The 19,876-nt window shown below is 58.9% G+C and carries 14 protein-coding genes and 1 pseudogene; 3 read left to right on the forward strand and 12 right to left on the reverse strand.

Translation table 11 applies throughout. The annotated features are described in order from the left end of the window. Positions 1 to 7 precede the first annotated feature (7 nt). The 11 genes and pseudogenes from FJ398_06435 to FJ398_06485 form a co-directional block, all read right to left on the reverse strand. On the reverse strand, positions 8 to 640 hold the full coding sequence (locus FJ398_06435; GenBank protein MBM3837589.1) for a hypothetical protein: 633 nt from the start codon (positions 638 to 640) through the stop codon (positions 8 to 10). Further along, positions 637 to 2,178 carry an N-6 DNA methylase gene (locus FJ398_06440; GenBank protein ID MBM3837590.1) on the reverse strand — a complete coding sequence of 514 codons (1,542 nt, stop codon included), beginning with the start codon at positions 2,176 to 2,178 and terminating at the stop codon, positions 637 to 639. Before FJ398_06440 ends, FJ398_06435 begins: the two co-directional genes overlap by 4 nt. A gap of 59 nt (positions 2,179 to 2,237) precedes the next feature. Then, positions 2,238 to 2,852, reverse strand: a complete 615-nt coding sequence (locus FJ398_06445; GenBank protein ID MBM3837591.1) for a hypothetical protein — start codon at positions 2,850 to 2,852, stop codon at positions 2,238 to 2,240. Beyond that, positions 2,849 to 5,260 carry a restriction endonuclease subunit R gene (locus FJ398_06450; protein MBM3837592.1) on the reverse strand — a complete coding sequence of 804 codons (2,412 nt, stop codon included), beginning with the start codon at positions 5,258 to 5,260 and terminating at the stop codon, positions 2,849 to 2,851. The genes FJ398_06445 and FJ398_06450 overlap by 4 nt, the downstream gene beginning before the upstream one ends. A 324-nt stretch (positions 5,261 to 5,584) precedes the next feature. After that, positions 5,585 to 5,767 (reverse strand): hypothetical protein, encoded by a 183-nt coding sequence (locus tag FJ398_06455; protein MBM3837593.1) that lies wholly within the window; start codon positions 5,765 to 5,767, stop codon positions 5,585 to 5,587. Positions 5,768 to 5,888: 121 nt separating this feature from the next. Next, positions 5,889 to 6,311, reverse strand: a complete 423-nt coding sequence (locus FJ398_06460; GenBank protein ID MBM3837594.1) for a biopolymer transporter ExbD — start codon at positions 6,309 to 6,311, stop codon at positions 5,889 to 5,891. 102 nt (positions 6,312 to 6,413) lie between these two features. After that, positions 6,414 to 7,079 carry a MotA/TolQ/ExbB proton channel family protein gene (locus FJ398_06465; protein ID MBM3837595.1) on the reverse strand — a complete coding sequence of 222 codons (666 nt, stop codon included), beginning with the start codon at positions 7,077 to 7,079 and terminating at the stop codon, positions 6,414 to 6,416. 14 nt (positions 7,080 to 7,093) lie between these two features. Further along, positions 7,094 to 7,843: a TonB family protein gene (locus tag FJ398_06470; protein MBM3837596.1), complete on the reverse strand. Its 750-nt coding sequence runs from the start codon at positions 7,841 to 7,843 to the stop codon at positions 7,094 to 7,096. 394 nt (positions 7,844 to 8,237) lie between these two features. Next, a complete protein-coding gene (locus tag FJ398_06475) occupies positions 8,238 to 8,990 on the reverse strand; it encodes a WD40 repeat domain-containing protein (GenBank protein MBM3837597.1) in 753 nt (250 codons plus the stop codon). 63 nt (positions 8,991 to 9,053) lie between these two features. Next, positions 9,054 to 9,338, reverse strand: a complete 285-nt coding sequence (locus tag FJ398_06480) for a hypothetical protein (protein MBM3837598.1) — start codon at positions 9,336 to 9,338, stop codon at positions 9,054 to 9,056. Positions 9,339 to 9,617: 279 nt separating this feature from the next. Next, a pseudogene (locus tag FJ398_06485) lies at positions 9,618 to 10,823 on the reverse strand (serine/threonine protein kinase). 268 nt (positions 10,824 to 11,091) lie between these two features. Here FJ398_06485 and FJ398_06490 point away from each other — a divergent pair. Further along, entirely contained in the window at positions 11,092 to 11,991 is a 900-nt protein-coding gene (locus FJ398_06490) for a hypothetical protein (GenBank protein ID MBM3837599.1), read from the forward strand. A 1,597-nt stretch (positions 11,992 to 13,588) separates the two neighbouring features. On the opposite strand, the gene FJ398_06495 is transcribed toward FJ398_06490, so the two are convergent. Continuing rightward, complete coding sequence (locus tag FJ398_06495; GenBank protein MBM3837600.1) at positions 13,589 to 13,915, reverse strand: cytochrome c; 327 nt, start codon at positions 13,913 to 13,915, stop codon at positions 13,589 to 13,591. Positions 13,916 to 14,108: 193 nt separating this feature from the next. Between FJ398_06495 and FJ398_06500 the strand changes: the two genes are divergently transcribed. Together FJ398_06500 and FJ398_06505 are read left to right on the forward strand one after the other, a co-directional pair. Continuing rightward, a complete protein-coding gene (locus tag FJ398_06500; protein ID MBM3837601.1) occupies positions 14,109 to 15,797 on the forward strand; it encodes a c-type cytochrome in 1,689 nt (562 codons plus the stop codon). A 394-nt stretch (positions 15,798 to 16,191) separates the two neighbouring features. Then, positions 16,192 to 19,662 (forward strand): nitrate oxidoreductase subunit alpha, encoded by a 3,471-nt coding sequence (locus FJ398_06505; protein ID MBM3837602.1) that lies wholly within the window; start codon positions 16,192 to 16,194, stop codon positions 19,660 to 19,662. The last annotated feature ends 214 nt before the right edge of the window (positions 19,663 to 19,876 follow it).

Below are 19,876 nucleotides of genomic sequence, written 5' to 3' on the forward strand. Positions count from 1 at the left end.
GAGAGGATTAATTCCTTGCACAACGGTCCTTTCGATCTTGGAGCGCTGCCAACAGGAGTGCCGCCGATCGGTGACTCCACATAAACGGAAGCGTCACATAACACAATTTATGTGCTTCGGCACATAAGTTGTGGGCGAAGATGGCGGCGGCGGCACGGTCGGCGATTACGTCGGCGAAGACTTCGCGGGGATGAACTTGGCTGCGGTCGAGCAGGCCAACGGTGACGATACGTTTTTCGATGACTTCGTTTGCGCCGTTGAGGGAGATGCAGACAAAATGCTCTTGCTGCTTGCCGGCAATCTGTTGAATCACGTCGAGAGCGAGAATGTCTTCCGTGCCGGTAATCTTAACGGCGTCGCCTTTGGCGAAGCGGCGGGCGATTTCAAAGGCGGCGAGTAGCTGATAGCTCTTGGCTTCGCCCATGCCGTGAATCGCCGTCAGGTCGGATTCGGCAAGCTGGCCTTTCTTGTCCGCCAAGATGCGGGAAATCTTCTGCGACATGGCGCGGACATCGTGACCTTTGATGCCGCGACCAAGAATCACCTGAACCAGTTCTTCGTTTGTCAGCGCAGTTGCGCCTTTGAGCCGCAGCTTTTCGCGTGGCCGGTCTTGCTCCGCTAGTTCCTGCATCGTCTTCATTGCTTTAACGCGGCTAGACCGGTAGCGATTTCGGTTTGGGCGTCCTCGATGATCTTCATCAACTCGCCGGGCGTGCGCTTGTCGGAAAGATCGGGTGCGTTCTGGTTCGTGGCTTTGAGGTCGTAGTTCTTGGCGCGGATTTCTTCAATGGTGACGTACCAGCTTCGTTCGCTGATTCTGCCGGGATCGTCGGGTGGCAACGCGAGGCGCTGGAAGAAGTCGGCGAAATCGTCGAAGAGCATCGGGTTGCTCTTGTTGACCTTGCGCGGCTTGAACGCGGGCGTCAGCGTCATGTCGTAATACCAGACGCGCTTCGTCTCCTCGCCTTTGGTGAAGAACAGCAAGTCGGTCTTCACGCCCGCGCCGGCATTGACGAAAACGCCTTGTGGCAGGCTGATGATGCACCAGAGATTGCATTCATCCAGCAGCTTCCGCTTGGTCTGCTTGTAGGCTGCCGTCTTGGTGTGGAACAGCACGCCTTCATCAATCACCATCCCGCATGTTCCGCCCTCGGCCAGCGCGTTGATGATGTGCTGGAGGAAAAGAATCTGCGCCTTGCCGCACTTGTAGTCGAAATGCTGCTGTGCGTCCTTGCCTTCCTTGCTGCCGAACGGCGGATTCGTGAAGATGTAGTCGAACTGCGCCGGCGCGCCCGTGAACAAATCCCCATACGTCTCCGCCCGCGTCAGCGTGTTGCCGTGCCAGATGCGCGGCAGGTCAACGCCGTGCAACACCATGTTCGCCAGCGCAATCGGGATCGCTTCCGCCGCGTCCTCCCGCGCCCACAACGTCTCCGTCTTCAACTCCTGAATCTGCGTCGCCGTCGGCTGCTGCGCCATCAGATGCTTGAACGTCTCGATCAAAAAGCCGCACGTCCCGGCGCACGGGTCATACACCGACCGCCCCAACTGCGGGTTCACCGTCTTGACGATCACCCGGATCACCTCGCGCGGCGTGAAAAACTGCCCGCCGTCGTTCTTCTTCTCGCCGAGGCTCGGCAACAGGCTTTCCAGCGCCTGCGACATCGGGAACATGTGCTGTTCGCTGACCTGCGCCTCGCTCAACGCATGCACCCGGTCCAGCGCGTCCTGCAAGTTCGTCTCGCTGGCCAACACTGTCCGCTCCTTGTTGCGGAAGATTTCGGCGATGACTTTCTGCTTGTTCGTCGCGTTCCCGTTCTCGCCCAGCTTCTGCAAATGGGAGAAAAGCTCGCCGTTGACGAACTTCAGGTAATCGCCCAGCGTCGAACCGTCGCCCGTCAACTCCGCGCGCCGCCAGCCGGGCGCGTGCGTGGCCTTCAACTCCGCCGCCGGTTTCTTGTGGTCAAACGGCGCAGCCCAATCTCGCCACCGATACGGCGCGCAGAGCGACGGCGTGAACGCCGTGCCGAGTGCCGCCGCCTTCTGCGCTTCGGCTTCCTCCATCAAATCGAGGTAACGCAAGAAAAACATCCACGTCAGTTCCGGCACATACAACCGCGCGCCCTTGGCCTTGTCCCGCCGCAGGATGTTGTTTATGGACTTGACCGCCTTGTCCATGTCCGCTGGCGAGCGGACGACGACGAAACCCTTCTTTGTGTTTTTCTTTGCCACGGTTGTTAGTCCGCTTTGAAGTCGAAATGCTGAAGCATAGTGGCGCGCTCAAGTGCCGTAGCTGCCTCAAGCTGACGTTCTGCGTGAACTTGAATGCGCTTGATTTGGGCATACCGGCGGGCGACTTCTTTTTGCACTCCATCAGCCCCTTCTTCCGGTAGGGGAAATGGAACGTCGAGAATGTGGTGAGGACGAATCGCGGAATAGTTGAGAGCGCCTTGAATGTCCTTTTGGATGCGCTTCGTCAGAATGCCGGAACTGATGAAGCACTGGAGAAACCCCGGCAGCACCTTGCTCTGGTCGATGTCGTAGAGAAAGTAGTGCCCGCTGACAATTGCACCGTCGAGTTCCGGCGGGACAATGCCGAAGCCGCCGAACTTGGCGTCGATTTCCGCCACTAAGAATTGATCCTTCCCGATTAGCTGTTGCTCCTTCGTCTTTATCAACGCACCCTTCATACGGCAGCGAGGAACAACGCCCTTCCCGTGCAGTTTCACGGTCACAAGCTGATACTCTTGGTCGTCCGCGATGGTGAAGAACTTCGGCGCGGGCGTCAGGAACTCACCCATTGTTGTCCAACGCCAGCCTGCCGGAAGCGGTGGTTTCGCGGCGGACTTCACGCCAACAACCTCACCTTCGTTTCCTGAATCAACGTGTCCGGCTTGACCGGCAGGCCGGTCAGCGCGTTGAAATCCACGCCCTCGACCTCAAACACTTTCGGCGTCTCCAATTCCTCGATGCCGTTCTTCTCGAATTGCCGGGCCATGTTGACCAGCACGGCGCTCGTGCGGTCGGGGAAATCTTTCAGCCATTGCTTGTTCTTGTAGGAGAATGCGGCGGCGCGTTCGGGGCGCGATTTGGGCGGCAGGCCGTAGCCAAGTTCCGACAGCACGTCGAACAGGTCGCACTCCTGTTCGTTTTCCAGTTCGCGCACCAGTCGCACCGCCGCTTCGCCGCCGGGCAGGCCGCGCAACAGGCCGTGCCGCCGGTCGGGAGCGACCCACACTGAGCGGAGCGCATCCACGCTCGGCGCTTCCTCGACCAGCCGGGCGGCGAGCCGTTGCTTGTATTCTTCGTACGGCACGAGCACATCTTTGCCGTCTTCCTGGCAGAGGATGGAACGGCCTTTCGATTCGCCCACGCCATCAATCTTCACGGCGAATTGGCCGCCGGGAACGCGGATGATTTTCGTTTCCGTCGGCGGCTTGCCGGTGCCTTCGGTGCCGGTCTCCGCGCCGCCGACTTCGCCGCCGCCGCTATCGTCACCGGGCGGTTGCGTGGGCTTGTAACGGCTGGTGAATTCCTCGCCGAACAGGCGCGTGCAGTTGGTGTAGTCGTAGAGGCGGAACATGGCTTTCGAGCCGCGCGGTTCGCCTGTGCGCGTGCCGCGTCCGACCATCTGGTAGAAGCTGATCGGCGATTCGAGGTAGCGGAAGAACACGACGTTGTCCAAGTTCGGGATGTCCACGCCGGTCGAGAGCAGGTCAACGGTAGTGGCGATGAAATGGGAGTTTTTCGACCCGCGAAACTCCGGGATCAAGTCGCTGGCGGGCGGGCGCAGGTCGGGGTTGCCGGTGCATTGGAAGGCGTACCATTCCTTCGGCGTGCGCCGCACCTTCTGACACCACGCGGCGTAGAGGTTGTTCAGCGCAATCATGATCTGGTTGGCGTGATGATCGCGGGTGCAGAAGATGACGGTCTTCTGGTGCGGGCCGCCGGTCTCCAAGAGGAACTGGAACAGGTCTTCGGACATCGCCTTGACCCGGTCGTCGAGCATCAACTTGGCGTCGTAATCGCCGGCGGTGTACTTATCCTCGATCTCGCCCGGCTTGAGCTTGCGCCCGGTGAAGGCGTCCACGGCGGAACGCTCGACGATGTCTTCGCGGGTGATTTCCGTTTTGTCGAGGTCCACGGTGCGACGGACGACTTCGCAAGCGGCTAGGTAGCCGTCTTCCTGCCCGTCGCCGATCGAGTATTCGTAAACCGGCTGGCCGAAGTATTGGAGGTTGTGGTTGGTGATCTCCTCATCCTTCTTCTTGCCAGCTTCGTCTTTCTTGCCGCCGCCCACGACGATGCGCGGCGTGGCAGTCAGGCCGATGTGGATGGCATTGGGATTGTCGCGCAAGATGACGCTCCACTTCCCCCACGCGCTGCGATGGCACTCGTCAATGATGATGTGCGAGAAAAAGTCCGGCGGGTAATTGTCCTTCCAGAACTGCGGCACGTCATCTTCGGCCGTGATGTTCAACGTCTGATACGTCGCCACGAGGATGCGGGCGTTGAGACATGGATTCGCAGTCGAAACTTCTTGGGCGTTGTCGCCGAAGATTGCGTGCATCTTCCCCATGCCTTGAATCCGCAATTCCTCGCGGTCGCACACGAACAAAGCGCGTGTGAGTTGCCGGCCTTGGGCGAGTTTGTAGAGCAACTGCGAAGCAATGACCGTCTTGCCGGTGCCGGTGGCAAGCGAGAGCAGAATCTTCTTCTGCCCCGCCGCAATGCGTTCGAGCGTCGCCCGAATCGCCGCGTCTTGGAAATACCATCGCGCCGCTTCGCCCCCCTTGTACGGCATGAGCAACGGCAACGCATTCGGATTGAGCAGATCAATCCCCTTCAACGCCTGATACCGCTGCCGCAGTTGATCGGGGGTCGGGAAAGACGTGAGTGGCTGTGCATCGCGGATGTGTTGCGTATCCTCGCCAAACTCGGCGAACAGGTGGCCGTTCGTGGAGAAATGAAACGGAACGTGATGCTTCGCCGCATCCCGCCGCGCCTGCTGAATGCCGAGTGACGGCAGCTTGTCTTCTGCCTTCGCTTCTAACAAAGCCACAGCGAGCGGAGGCTTGCCGGGGAGAATTGGCAAACAGAGCAGATAATCGGTGCGACTCGACCGCTTGACCGGCCGCCCATCAATAATGTCCGAGCCACCGGGAGTCTTCTCTTCCCGGACAAGCGCGCCCGTCCACCCGAGATCGTGCAGGATCGGGTCAATTAACTGGACGCGCGTCAGATGTTCATTCCGAGGCATGGGCTATGTTCGCTCGCGCGCGAATCAGCCCTGTCGGATGGCTTGTCCTTACGAAGGGACGCCGTGCCTGAAACAGAAGGGGCGTGACCTAGTCACGCTCTCTCTCAGGCACGGGCGTGCCCTTCAAAGAACGCTTTCGGACACGCCCGAGTGGGCGTGTCTTCCAGCGCCGTCTTTGAAGTCAAAATTTGCCCGTTTTGAGAGAGACAGCAGCCGAAGCTACGCGAAATGATTTTGTAAAAAGTTTTCTGGTCGTTTTGTTTTTCCGAACGAAGCGAGAATAGCCAAGCAAGCCGAGGATGCAAAGCGGGGAGTTGCGCGGCCTCACACGGCGCACCTCATCCGGCCTGGGGTCACCTTCTCCCCATCCGATGCGGAGAAGGAAATCGAGGCGGAGAGGGAGAAGCGGTCGCATGATTGGCGTGGTTCGTCGAAGGGTTTGAGATAAACGACCGGCTCCTGGCGCCGTTCAAACGCCAGTTCGGGAGTGATGGCGGTGCTGCCCACGGGAAAGATCGGTAATCCTAAAAACCGCAGATGAACGCGGATAAACGCAGACTAGCCTCCGGTCGCCGCGAGGCAAGGATGGCTCGCAACTTGCCGGCGGGAAAGCCGGCGATACGGAAAGCTACCGCTTGTCCGGTGGAGGAGGAGAGATGGCGAACGACACTTTTTGAATCCCGGCTTTGCGGACCAGGTCCAGCACGTAAATGATCGATCCGTGCGTGGCGTCTTTATCGCCGCTGATATAGACGGGGATGTTCGTGTTGGCGAAGAACCGGTTCGTCAGGTAGGTGTGGAGTTCCGCGTAGGTCTTCCTGTTTTTCTCAATGTAAACGTCGCCCAGTTTGTCCACCGAGATATTGACGATGTCCGGTTTGAAGTCCCGGCTCGCCTGGGTGGCGGTCGGCAAATCCATCTTGATCGATTGCAGCTTGATCATGGTGAGGCTCACCATCATGAACGAGGCCAGCAAAAAGAACATGATATCGATCAGCGGAATGATCTCGATCCGGGCCTTTTTGTGGGGATAGGGCGAACCAATCTTCATGGCGAAGTCAGGAGAACGCAACGGGTGTGATCCATCAGACAGTAATTGTCAGTTTGGCGACATACGGGAGCGCACAGACCCTAAAATGAGAATTGCTGTCCATCAGACCGAGCTTTCGGCGCTGGCTTGCCGGAATTCCTGGGCGTCGAATCCCTTTTGCCTGGCGGCATTGACCATCACTTCGACGTTCGTGGCCGCGGTCTCGAGCTCGAATTGCAGCCGCGCGGTCTTCTGGCTGAAAAAATTGAACGGGATGAGCGCGAAGATGGCAATGCCCAGGCCGCACGCCGTCGCGATCAAAGCTTCGCCAATGCCGCCAGTGACTTTTTCCACGGCCAGTTCGGCGCTGCCGATGGACGTGAACGAACCCATAATGCCGGTCACGGTGCCGAGCAAACCAAGCAGCGGCGCCAGCGTCACGAGCGTGTCCATGACGACGAGAAAACGCCCGGCCTTCTGCAATTCGATTCCTGCGGCGACTTGCAGAGCGCCCTGCAGCGAGGAATGAAAATGATTCAACCCGTGCCAGATCATCCGGATCACAGGATCCTCCGAGCCGCAGGCCAGCGTCGAGGCTTCGCGGAAATCGCCGCTTTCCAGCGCGGCGAGGATTTTCTCCAGCCGGTCGGGATCGCGTTTGAGGCTTTCTCGCCACCACCAAATGGCTCGCTCGCCAACGACGGCGACGGCGACAATCGTCACGACGAGGATCGGCCACATGACCGGACCACCTTTGAGGAAGAGTGAGACAACAATGTTTGCAAGCATAGCGCGTCGGATTCTTATCTGATTCGATAATGGAACGGAACCAAGTAATGGCGAGTTTCACCCGGAGACCAGCGCCAGTGGTTCTTCACCCAATCGGAAGAGTGAGAATCCAGCAGGGCGTAACCGGAAGCATCCTTGACCGTGATTGAGGCGGGCGATCCATTTGTGTCCACAATCACATAAAGCATGACGTTGCCTTCGTAGTTCCGGCGAAGCGCAAGGGACGGGTACGGGGGATCTGGGAAATAACCCTGGGACTTGCCCGCCTGGAATACAGTGGGCTTGGGGGGTGATGGCGGCTTGGGGGGGCTGGGAGGAGGGGGCGCCGCGAAACGCGCCGGAGCGAAAACGACCGGGCCCTCGACTGGCACGGCAAAACTGACCGCCGCTGGATCGGCTGCCACCACGGTCGCAATCTGCGGAGTGTCGAAGGTGACTTCCTGGTTGGGGTCCGGCTCTTGAATCTGGGGTTCCGGATTGACTTTCGGAGGCTCGACCGGAGGAGTGAAAACCACCGGAACAATGTCCACGGGCACCTCCAGTTGTTTCGGAATGACCGGACGCGTTTTCAGTCCGATTCCACCCACCACGAGGAACAGGAAACAAATCGAATTCAGCCAGGCCAGTTTGCGGTTCTCGTCCCTCGTGGCTGCCGGGAGGCAAAGCCGCGCCAGATCAGACCGCAGCGTGTAGTCGTGCGACAGCAGCGCATGCCCCTGCTCCAGCGACGCGGCAGCTTGAGATGAACCGGAGGATGAATTCATTTCGCCGCGCAAATCCGTAAACAGCCGAGGTCGTCCAAGGCGGCCAGAACGCGGCTCAGCGCTTTGGCGAAAGGCATGCTAACCCAAATGTTGGTCGTCATTGTCATTCCAGAGGGTCAATCAGGGCGGGTTCCGTGCCTGACTGCTTCTTGCGCGCCTGTTTAATTCCCGCAAAAGAAGGTCGAGTCAAGTCATTAAAGCCTTTGGTAGAAGCCTAGAGGATGCGGCGTAGCTCTGCGATAATCGGATTCTTCATAATTCAAATAACTTTGGCTTCATCTACGCGAATTTGGCTGGCACATGAATTCAAAATTCAAAACGGATCGCCAATTTTGATCATTCCCGTTTGGTCCATTGGAAACTATTTCGAAATTCGGATTTCGGATTTTCCACTTCAGCGCTGCGCGGCGTCCCGTTCTTCTTTCTGCCACCCCGCCACTTGATCCGGGGAGGCGGCTTCCCACACCTTCGCTGTCTGATCGTCGCTGCCGGTGACAATCCGCCGACCGTCCGATGAAAAGGCTACTGAAGTGATGAAAGCGGCGTGCCCTTTGAAGGTAAGCAGTTCTCTGCCACTGACCACGTCCCAGAGCTTGGCCGTCTGATCCCAACTGCCTGTGAGGATTCGCCGGCCGTCCGGCGAGAAGGCCGCTGAACTAATCAACCTCTTGTGTCCTTTGAGCTCGATCACTTCTTTGCCACCAGACGCGTCGCACACCGTTGCCACTAGCACGTCGCCGGCAATAACGATCCGTCGGCCGTCCGGCGAGAAAGCCACAGAGAATATCTGTGAGTTACGCCCATTGAGGCCGAACAATTCCCTACCGCTTACTGCATCCCAAACTTTGGCCCCATGTTCAATGCTCCCCGTGACGATCCGTTCGCCGTCGGAAGAAAAAGCTACGGACATGATGTTATCGGTGTGCCCCTTGAGCGTCATTAGTTCCGTCATGCTCGTCACATCCCACACCTTGGCGAGCCGATCGGAACCAGAAGAAACAACCCGCTGGCCGTCCGGCGAAAAACAGACTGAGCTAATCGTAGAAAGGTGGTCGCACCTCACCGCCTCCTTGCCTGTGGCGACTTCCGAAAATAACAAGCCCAAACCGCCGGTAATGACGCGTTTGCCGTCCGGAGAAATAGCCACGGCATTAATGGGTCCGCCCAGCCCTTGAAGAAGGGTAAGTAGATCCTTCCCGCTGGATGTGTCTTAAACCTTGGCCGTACCATCCTCACTGGCAGTGACAATCCGGTGGCCATCCGGCGAAAAGAGCACAGACGTGATTTGACCGCTGTGCCCATTAACCGTGAGCAGTTCCCTGCCGCTGGATGTCTCCCACAACTTCGCGGTCCTATCCCAACTGCCTGTCAGAATGCGTTGCCCGTCTACCGAAAAGGCTACAGATGAGATCGGATTCGTGTGGCCCTTTAGCGTGACCAAATCTTTGCCTGCAGTTGCATCCCATACTTTGGCTGTCTGATCATCACTGCCCATCACAATCCGCTTGCCGTCTGGAGAGATGGCGACAGAGAAGATCTTACTTAAGTGCCCACGAAGCGTCTTAAGCTCTAGATGCGTTTGGCGCTGCCAGTAGAACCACTCAAATCCTCTGTCTGGGTACGCCGCTGTCTCCTCCAACAACTGCCGAACACGGCCGACATTGTTCTGTTCCCACGCCAACTGCGCCGGGTTCATGTTCGCCACGTAAAGATTTCGCTGCGCTTCCTTGCGCAAACGCTCGGAGCGAAAATAAAGACCGGTCATTCCGACGGCTCCGATCAGCAAAGCCGCCCCCACTGCGGTTGCGCCAGCGAAGGCGACTTGGTTTCGTCGCACCATCTTCCGAAATCGATACGCCGCACTGAGCGGACGGGCCGTGATCGGTTCCAGGTTCAAGTACCGCCGAAGATCCGCTTCCAGGCCGCTGGCCGTGTCGTAGCGCCGCGTGCGGTCCTTCTCCAAACACTTCATCGCAATCCAGTCCAGGTCGCCGCGCAGCAATCGGCCAAGTGCGGCGGCTTCCATACTGCGGTTGCGGGCGATGGTCGTGCGTTGATCGTTGTCCATCGTGGTGAGTCGCGTGGAGGGCCGTTCCGGTTCCTCCTGCGCGATGATCCGCTGAATCTCGGCAAAGCCGGCGCTGCGCAGGCGTTTCTCCGGAAAAGGCGTTGTTCCGGTCAGCAATTCGTAGAGCAGCACGCCCAACGAGTAAATGTCGCTCCGGGTATCGACATCGAGTTTGCTCATCTCGGCTTGTTCGGGGCTCATGTAAGCCGGCGTGCCGATCATCTGGCCGAGGTTGGTGAACAGCGTTTTCTCGGTGAGCTTCTGGTGCGTGGCCTTGGCGATGCCGAAGTCGATCACCATCGGCACGGGCTGGCCGTCCCGCAGCGTGACCAGCACGTTGGAAGGTTTGAGATCGCGATGGATGATCCCTTTCTGGTGCGCGTGCTCAATGGCCTGACAAACGGGGAGGAAGAGTTCGAGGCGCTGCCGAGCGTTGAGATGATTCTTGTCGCAATATTCGGTGATGGGCACGCCGCGAACTAACTCCATCACGAAGTAGGGCCGACCGGCGGATCAACGCGGTGCACCCTCACCCCCAACCCCGGATGGGAGAGGGCCTGCCTGCGCCGCAGTCGCGGCAGGCAGGTGGTCGGAGACCGGGTGAGGGCTCTCGGTCGCGCCGGCGTCGAACACCTTGGCGATGTTCGGATGGTCCATGAGCGCGAGCGCCTGGCGTTCGGCCTCGAACCGGGCGATGACACTCCGCGTGTCCATGCCGAGCTTGATGATCTTCAACGCCACCTGGCGCCAGACCGGTTGCTCTTGCTCGGCCAGATAGACCACGCCCATGCCGCCTTCGCCGAGTTTTTCAAGAAGTTTGTACGGGCCGATGCGATCGCCGGGCTTTTCGGAGAGGTCGAAGACAGTTGCTCCTTGGGTATTGGCCTCTTCGCGATTGGGCTGAGCGCTCATGACGGCTGTGCCATCCTTCTCTACCAGACTGCCTGAAATGCCGCGAGAAAAACCATAAGTTTCATAAGTTTTGATTTATATCAAAGTTAGTTGCGCTGGTTGGGGTATTCGTGGGGACGATGAAGGGAAAGGCCAAAATCTTTCCGCGGATTCCGGCAGCGCGCCGCCCGATGAATCCGGCCGCCGAGCTCCGGGAGGGACGAAGCAGAGCCGGCCACACTCCGCAAAGGTCGTATTCCCGGGCAGCGACTTCACCGTTTTGACCCCCATGATCGCCGAGGCGCAACAGGCCGTTCTCGTCGAACATCCGTTGGGTCTGGTCTACGCCGGCGTCGTGCTGCCCGCCGCTTTCTGGTACGAGAAATACGACGTCACCTTCGGCGACAAGCACACGTTCGTGCATCCGCTCACGCCTGCGACCGATCCGCCGTGGGAAGCGAAGCACGATTGGGCACTGGCTTGTGCAGCGTCTCGTATTCTTTGGTTTCAAATCCTCCAGGCGACCGGGGTGGCTTGCGCTTCAACCCCGGTACTGATGAAACATGCTGGCGAGAAGGATGATCTCCGGATGCGCCGCCGACAGTTTGGGCAGGACCACGCGGATGCGGGAACGGTAGTCCGCCAGCTTTTTCCGCAACGGCTCCAGGTCCGTGGTCCGCGTCCAATGCAGTTTGTTGAAGTCAAGCACCAGCCGGTTCCTGCTGCGGGACAGCGATTCATGGATGCGGTGCGCCAGCCCTGCGGCATCGTTGGCGGACAATGCGCCTTCCAAGCGCAGCCACACTTGTTGCTTCGCGTGCTGCAACTCTACCTGGATGGAAAAATCCGGCGAAGTGATTTTACGGTGCAGTTCTTCCCACATTTCAAACGCGCTCCAGCGCTTCTCGGGCAGGCGATAAGTGGTGCGGATCAATTTGGGATGCTGAAACCAATCCAGCTTCAAGGTCAGCGCGGACCACAAGGCCGCGCCGACGGCCACGACGGACTTGAAGCGTTCGCCGCGCGCGGGCGGGCCCAACTCCGCGTGAATGCGCCGTTCCAAATCGCCAATCCAACGGCGCACTGCGGCGTTGGGGCCAAGCAACCGGCCCGCGAGGAACGCCGGATAGGCCCCTCGCAACTCCGCGGCGTAGTAATCGGCCTTCTGGCGCAAGACGGGATTCGGTGAGTGCCTGAGCTTTTGATAACCCAGGAGGCGCGCTTCCAAAACCCGATAGATGCTGGGCCCCAGCCGCTGAAAATCTTCATCGAAGCACCGGCGCTGAATGCCTTCGATCTGCTCCGGCGTGAGCGTCGGGTGCTTGATCATGGTGCGGAATCCGTCCGCCCGCCGGTAGAACAGGTCTTGGTCGGTCGTGTAAACGTCCTGCAAGAGATTCTGCTTGATGATCCGCTCGTAAAACGGCGTGCCGGGCACGGGGCCGTAAATCAGAAATTGCGCCAGCGCCGGTTTAAGCTTCATCAGGCCGTCCAACTCCTGGTCCACCACGCCGGGGGTCTGGTAATCAAAGCCGACGATCATGGAGGTCAGCACCGTGATGCCGTGCTCGCGAAATTCGTTGAGAATATCCGCGATGGGCCGGCCTTGTTGTTTGGCATAGTTCGACCGCGTGCCTTCGTACCCGATCCAGAAACCGTCAATGCCCATCTCCAGGATTTCTTCCACCGTGTATTGGCTGATCGCCTTGATGCTGGAGAAGGCGAAGATCGACAGTCGCTTTCCGCCTCTGATGACACAGTCGCGAAATTCCATCGCGCGCTTTTTGTTGAGCAAGAAATCCTCGTCCAGAATCAGGAACACCAGATTGGGGTCAAGGTCCAGGTAACGTTCGGCAACCGCGTAAATGTCCCGGCCCGTCGGCAACAACTTGATGTGCTTGCGCGAAAAGAAATGCGACGTGCAGCAGAAATCGCAACCGTTCGGGCAACCGAGGCCGGCGAAGATCTTCCCCGTGCCCGACACTTTCCAGCCGAACACCTTGAGCCAACTCACGATCAGCGGATGCTTGTAGGGCATGGGAATCTCCGGTTCACCCAGCAACCGCCGCAAAAACGCCACGCCTTCCTCGCGGCAGATGTAATCGCCGTACGGTTTCAGCGCGTCGTCCTTCAACACCGTGCCGTAGCCGCCGAGGACGATCTTGCTGTGGGGCGCGTGCTTGCGGATCAGGGCGACGGTCTCCTTCATTTTGTGCATCACGGCCATGAGGAACGAGACGCCCACGTAATCGTAGCCCTTCTTGAGTTCGCGGATCAGCTCGCGCCGGGAAGGGTATTGCAGCACCACGGCTGGCGCGTCGAGGTTCTCGGCGATGTATTCGAGCCCGAAATGGATGTTGACCGTGCGCGGGCTGAAGATGCCCTGCGCGCGCAGCACCTGCCGGTAAAGGAGTTCGTAACCGACCGATGGCGCATCGCCGTATTTCGGACCCATCGGCCGGCACACACTGGTTAAAAGAACTCGTTTGCTCATTGAATTTCAATCGAAGCATTCGGAAACGGTTGACTCGGGATTTCCGTCATAAGCATTGAAAGGACGCCAGGGTCTGCTGGAACCACTATGATGACTCCACGAGGCGTCGTTTTGATCTGGATCAAGACTTCAGAAGAAACGGCTCTCCCGCAGTCGAACATTTCCACGGGTAGGGCGAGTCCGTCCCGGCGAGCCGTGCTGAAATGTCGGGAACACGTTGGATGCGGCTCGCTGAGGACAGGCTCGCCCTACCGAAGTCAAACTGAGAATTGCTGACGGCGCAAAACCGCCCTTACTGTCGAAACTTCTTCACGAAAGCGATCAGCGCTTTGATCTCCTCTGCATCCAGCTTCTCTTTGAAGGCCGGCATTGTGTATCCGCCGTCTTTGGCTTTCTTGCCATCCAGGAGTTGTTTTTCCATTTCGGCATCCGATGCTTTGCTTTCCTTTAGATCTTTGGCGCCGAATTTCCGGCCCACAGGCGTTCGCCCTCGGCCATCCTTGCCATGGCAGGAAGCGCACTCCTTGTTGTACAGATAGGCGACCTCTTCCTGAGAGATCGCCGCGTTTCCAATGGCCAGGCTGCCGATTGCCGCGATGATGGAGAAGGCTCGATTCATTTCGATTGAGACCAGGGTACCGGTCCAACTCAGTGCGCTCAAGCTCAGCACGGCACGGTCAAATCGCTTTGATTCAAGTCAACAGTCTCTCGATGAGGTTCTTCGCTGAACAACGAAGAACAATTTTTGCAAAGACAAACGCAATTCCGGAGTAGCAGCCAGGCCATCAAAAAATGCATGGTCGCGCCAGGTCATGAGAGCGCTGGCGCAAACGATGCAAGGCAATCGACAATCGTTCGAGTCCGAAAAGGTCCATTGTTTGATAGGCATCAAAGCTGGCGGCTTGCTTCGACGTTACCTTCCTCCACTGATGAGAATTGATACGTTGCTAGTCTGCCTCGCGGTGAGCGGGGTTTCTGCGACCGCCGCCGCCGCCCAGGGGAACCGCTCCCCGGCGCCGGCCAACGGCGCTGATTTGAATCCGACACTCCGGTCTGGCCAGGCGGTTTACGACCAGCATTGCGCGGCTTGCCACAACGCGAACGGCGATGGCCACGGGCCGGCCGCGGCCTGGCTCTTCCCCAAGCCCCGGAATTTCAGCGCCGGTCTGTTCAAAATTCAATCGACACCGGCTGGCTCCCTTCCATCCGATGAAGACCTCTACGAAAGCATTACCCGCGGACTCGGAGGAAGCTCGATGCCCGGCTTCACGTATCTCAGCGAGAAAGAGCGCCGGGATGTCGTGCAGTATGTGAAGCACCTCACGGCTGAGATTGGGCCGGACGGCAAGCGAATCAACAAATTCGAGCAAGCCAAAGCGCAAGATCAAATTGCGCCGTCGATTCCAGTGCCGCCCGAGCCGCCGCTGACCTTGGATTCGATTACGCGGGGTCAAGAGTTCTTCACGCGTTTGCAGTGCGCCGCCTGTCACGGGGAAACCGGCGCCGGAGACGGGCCGTCGGCCCCCACATTGAAGGATCGCGAAGGCATCCCGGTCATCCCTCGGGACTTCAACACCGGAGCCTTTCGCGGCGGGGCCGCGGGGCGCGACCTTTATTTGCGCATCGCCGTCGGGCTGGCGGGCACGCCGATGCTCGGATTCCCGGACGACGTGCTCAAACCGGACGAGCGCTGGGATCTCGTTCATTACGTTCAGTCGCTGCGCCGGAAAGACATGGAGGTAAACGACATTCTGGCGCCGGAGAACGGGTTGATCAAGGTGTCGAAATCGAGGAAGGCGTTGCCGCTCGATCCAACCCACCCGGATTGGGAACGAGTCGAGGCGGCGCGTGTGCCGTTGAATCCGCTCTGGCCCGAACCCGACCCGATCCCCGCCGTAGCCGTCCGCACGCTCCACGACGGCAAGCAAATCGCCATCTTGCTCCAGTGGCGGGATGCGATTGCCAATGGCGCGCCAGTGCGCGTGCAGGACTTCCAAGATGCCGCCGCGCTGCAATTCTCGCTGAACGGGACAACGCCATTTCTCGGAATGGGCGACCCGAAAAATCCAGTCAACGTCTGGCAATGGAAAGCCGGCTGGCAGGCGGAAATCGACGGCCAACGCGAAGACGTCCACACCGAATACGCCTCGATGCACGTCGATGTCTATCCAGAAACCACGGCGCTTTACCGCACCGCCGAAGCCGCGGGAAACCTTCTCGCCCGCATTCATTCTTCGCCCATTGAAGATGCCACCGCATGGGGCTTCGGGACCATGAAATCTCAATCGCTCAAAGGCCAAAACGTCCGGGGCAAAGGCGTGTGGCGTGACGGATTCTGGAACGTGCTCTGCGTCCGCGAACTGAAGTCCAAAGAGGCGGAGGACGTGAAATTCACGCCGGGCAAACCCGTGCCCGTCGCGTTCGCCATCTGGAATGGCCAGCAGCGCGACCGGAACGGGCGGAAGGTGATCAGCAACTGGTTCCAACTCGTTCTGGAATGACGAAGGCCGAGATCTGAATGACCAAGCCCGAAATCCGAATGACGAAGGAATTCCGAATGCCTCAATCTGAAATCAGCCCGGTGCCAACGAGGTATGGCCCTTCGGGATTTGGATTTAGTCGTTCTTTCGTCATTCGTCGTTGGACATTAATTCAGTCGCTGGGGCCGTGGGCGATCATGAAAGCAACCGGACGGTGTCCGCTCCATTTCCCCTCACCCTGGCCGTCTCCCCAAGGAGAGGGAATCACGGTTCGCACCGCGGGCCAACCGCGACGCGGCATTGGCGCCCAGCGCGGAACCCACTCCCTCTCCCCAAGGGAGAGGAACGGGGTGCGGGGGAAGGTGACGATCGAACCACCGGCGCGGCTCCACTGAAAACAGCGAAGAACCACGTTATGACATCCGACAACCTCTCACGCCGCGATTTTATCCAACGAAGCGGCCTCCTCAGCGCCGGCCTTGCCGCGGCGCAAATGCTGCCTCTCCGATTCTTGCAAGCCCAGGAAGCCGTGGCGAATCCCCTGGCGCATTATCCGAATCGCGGCTGGGAAAAGCTCTACCGCGATCAGTACGCTTACGACCGCTCCTTCTCCTGGGTCTGCGCTCCGAACGACACGCACAACTGCCGCATCACAGCCCACGTTCGCAACAGCGTGATCATCCGCATGGGCGAGGAATTTGACGTCGGCAAATACGCCGATCTCTACGGCAACAAAGCGTCGTGGAACTGGGGCAACCGCCATTGCGCCAAAGGCTACACGTTCCATCGCGTGCTCTACGGTCCGTACCGGCTGAAGCATCCCATCGTGCGCCGCGGGTGGAAACGCTGGGCCGACGATGGCTTCCCGTATTTGACCAAGGAACTCCGCGCGAAATACAAATTTGATTCCAGGGGAACAGACACGTTCGACCGGGTTTCCTGGGATGACGCCTTCACGCTCATCGCCAAAGGTCTGAAAGCGATTGCGGTCCGTTACAGCGGAACCGAGGGCGGCAAATTCCTCGCCGAGCAAGGCTATCCGCCGGAAATGATTGAGGAGATGGGCGGCGCCGGCACGCGCACGATCAAAATGCGCGGCGGCATGGGATTGCTCGGCGTCCTGGGCAAATACGGCATGTACCGGCTGAACAATTCGCTCGCGTTGCTCGATGTTCACGTGCGCGGCGTCAAGCCGGAGCAGGCCAAAGCGGGACGCAATTGGTCGAATTACACCTGGCACGGCGACCAGGCGCCCGGCCAGCCGTGGGTTCACGGGCTGCAGAATTCCGAATCGGATTTCAACGACCTCCGTTCTTCCAAGCTGATCATCATGAACGGCAAGAACCTGGTCGAAAACAAAATCACCGACGCGCACTGGTTCATCGAGTGCATGGAGCGCGGCGCCAAGATCGTCGTGATCGCTCCCGAATACGGCGCGCCCTCGACCAAGTGCGATTATTGGATTCCCGTGCGGCCTTCAACCGACGCCGCGCTGTGGCTGGGCGTGACGCGATTGATGATGGACAAGGGTTGGTACGACGAAACGTTCGTCAAGCAGTTCACCGACTTTCCGTTGTTAGTCCGATCCGACAATCTCAAGCGCCTGCGAGCTGCGGAAATCATCCCGAATTACAAAAGCGCGTTGCCAGCCGACGGCGCGAGCAAAAAGGTGCAGGGCCTGACGGACGAACAGCACGCCAAACTGGGCGACTTTATAGTCTGGGACGCGAAGTCGAATTCGCCCAAAGCCATTCACCGCGATCTCGTCGGCCAGAAGCTCTCCGAGTCCGGCATCGACCCCGTGCTCGATGGCACGTGGAAGGTGAAACTGGTGGACGGCACTGAGGTGGAAGTGAAGACCGCCTGGACGCTCTACCGCGTTCACCTCAAAGACTACGATCTGGATGCGGTGGCGGAAATCACGGCCGCGCCGAAGGAACTCATCGAGCAACTCGCCAAAGATATCGCGACCATCAAGCCGTGCTCGATCCACCAGGGCGAAGGGATCAACCATTGGTTCCACGCGACTGAGGCCAATCGCGCCGCGTATCTACCGGTGATGCTCACGGGCAACATTGGGAAACCGGGCGCGGGCTGCCACGGCTGGGCCGGCAATTACAAAGCCGCCTTGTTCCAGGGATCGAAACTTACCGGCCCGGGCTTCAAAGGCTGGGTGGCGGAGGATCCGTTCCATCCGAACCTCGATCCGAAAGCGCACGGGCGCGATGTCGAGGCGCACGCTTACACGAAAGACGAAGAACCGGCGTACTGGAATCACGGCGACATTCCGCTCATCGTCAACACGCCGAAGGAAGGCCGCAAAGTGTTCACAGGCAAGACGCACATGCCGACGCCGACGAAGGCGATCCTGTTCACCAACGTGAACTTGATCAACAACGCCAAGTGGGCCTACGGCGTCATCAAAAACGTGAACCCAAGGATTGAACTCATCGTCTCGGTGGACATTCAGGCCACGGCCACGGTCGAGTATTCCGACTTCGCGCTGCCGGCCAATTCCTGGCTCGAATTCCAAGATTTGGAAATCACGGCGTCGTGCTCGAATCCGTTCCTGCAAATCTGGAAAGGCGGCATCAAACCGATCTACGACACCAAGGATGATCTCACGATCCTGGCAGGCATTGCGAACGGCCTGGCCAAGGTGACCGGCGACAAACGCTTCCGCGACTACTTCAAGTTCGAGCACGAAGGCAAGCGGAGCATTTACATCCAGCGTTTGCTCGACACCTGCACGACGACCGCGGGTTACAAGCTCGGCGATATCATGGCCGGCAAGTATGGGCCGCCGGGCGGATGTCTCATGAACTTCCGGACTTACCCGCGCATTCCGTTTTACGAGCAGGTTCATGACAGTTGGCCGTTCTACACGGACACGGGCCGGCTCCATTCTTACAGCGACGATCCCACCGCGATCAGTTGCGGAGAAAACTTCATCGTTCACCGCGAAGGGCCTGAAGCCACGCCGTACCTGCCCAATGTCATCGTCAGCTCCAACCCGTGGGTGCGGCCAAATGATTACGGAATTCCGCTCACGGCCGAGCACTGGGATGAACGCACGGTGCGCAACGTCAAATTGCCCTGGGCCGAGGTCAAGAATACGAAAAACTTTCTCTGGCGCCGCGGTTTCCAGTTTTATTGCCTCACGCCCAAGTCGCGGCACAGCGTCCATTCTTCCTGGGCCAACGTGGATTGGCACTTGATCTGGAACTCGAACTTCGGCGACCCGTATCGCATCGACAAGCGCTTGCCCAACGTCAGCGAGCATCAAGTGCACATGAATCCGCAAGCCGCGCGCGATCTCGGACTGAAGGATGGCGACTACGTGTATGTGGATGCGAACCCCGCGGATCGCCCGTATCTTGGCGCGACGCCTTCCGATCCGTTTTACAAGGTGAGCCGCCTGATGCTGCGGGTGACCTTCAACTCGGCCTATCCGTATCATGTCATTATGATGAAGCACGGAACGTTCATCGCGACCGAGAAGACCGTGCGTGCGCAGCAGACGCGGCCGGATGGGTTGTCGCTGACGGAGACGGGCTACATCTCGAACTTCCGGTTTGGTTCCCAACAATCCATCAACCGGAACTGGCACATGCCGATGCACCAGACCGACACGCTCTTCCACAAAACCAAAGCGTTCATGGGATTTATTTTTGGCGGTGAAGCGGACAATCACGCGATCAACACCGTGCCCAAGGAATGTCTGGTCCGCGTCACCAAAGCCGAAGACGGCGGACTGGGCGGCAAAGGCCCATGGAAGCCTGGCACGGAGGGCTTGTCGCCCGATGCGGAGAACGACGTGATGAAGAAGTATTTGGCCGGGGGCTACGGCATTGCCGGCGCGCCCACCAAAGCCGGATTCGAATAGGGATTGAGAATATGAAGACGAACGATTCCACGGCTCGCACGGCGTCGAATCAGACACCAAAAGCGAGAGAGATGACGCCGAAAAACGGTTGTGAAGAAGCAGAAGAACAAAACACTGAGACGCCCAAACCCCGCTGGACTCTGGGGCGCCGCGAGCCCGGGCCGCGGTGCCGGCGACGCGGGTTGGTGTGTGATGCCCCGCTTGGGTTGAAGAA

Source organism: Verrucomicrobiota bacterium (assembly GCA_016871535.1).
Taxonomy (GTDB): Bacteria; Verrucomicrobiota; Verrucomicrobiia; order Limisphaerales; family SIBE01; genus VHCZ01.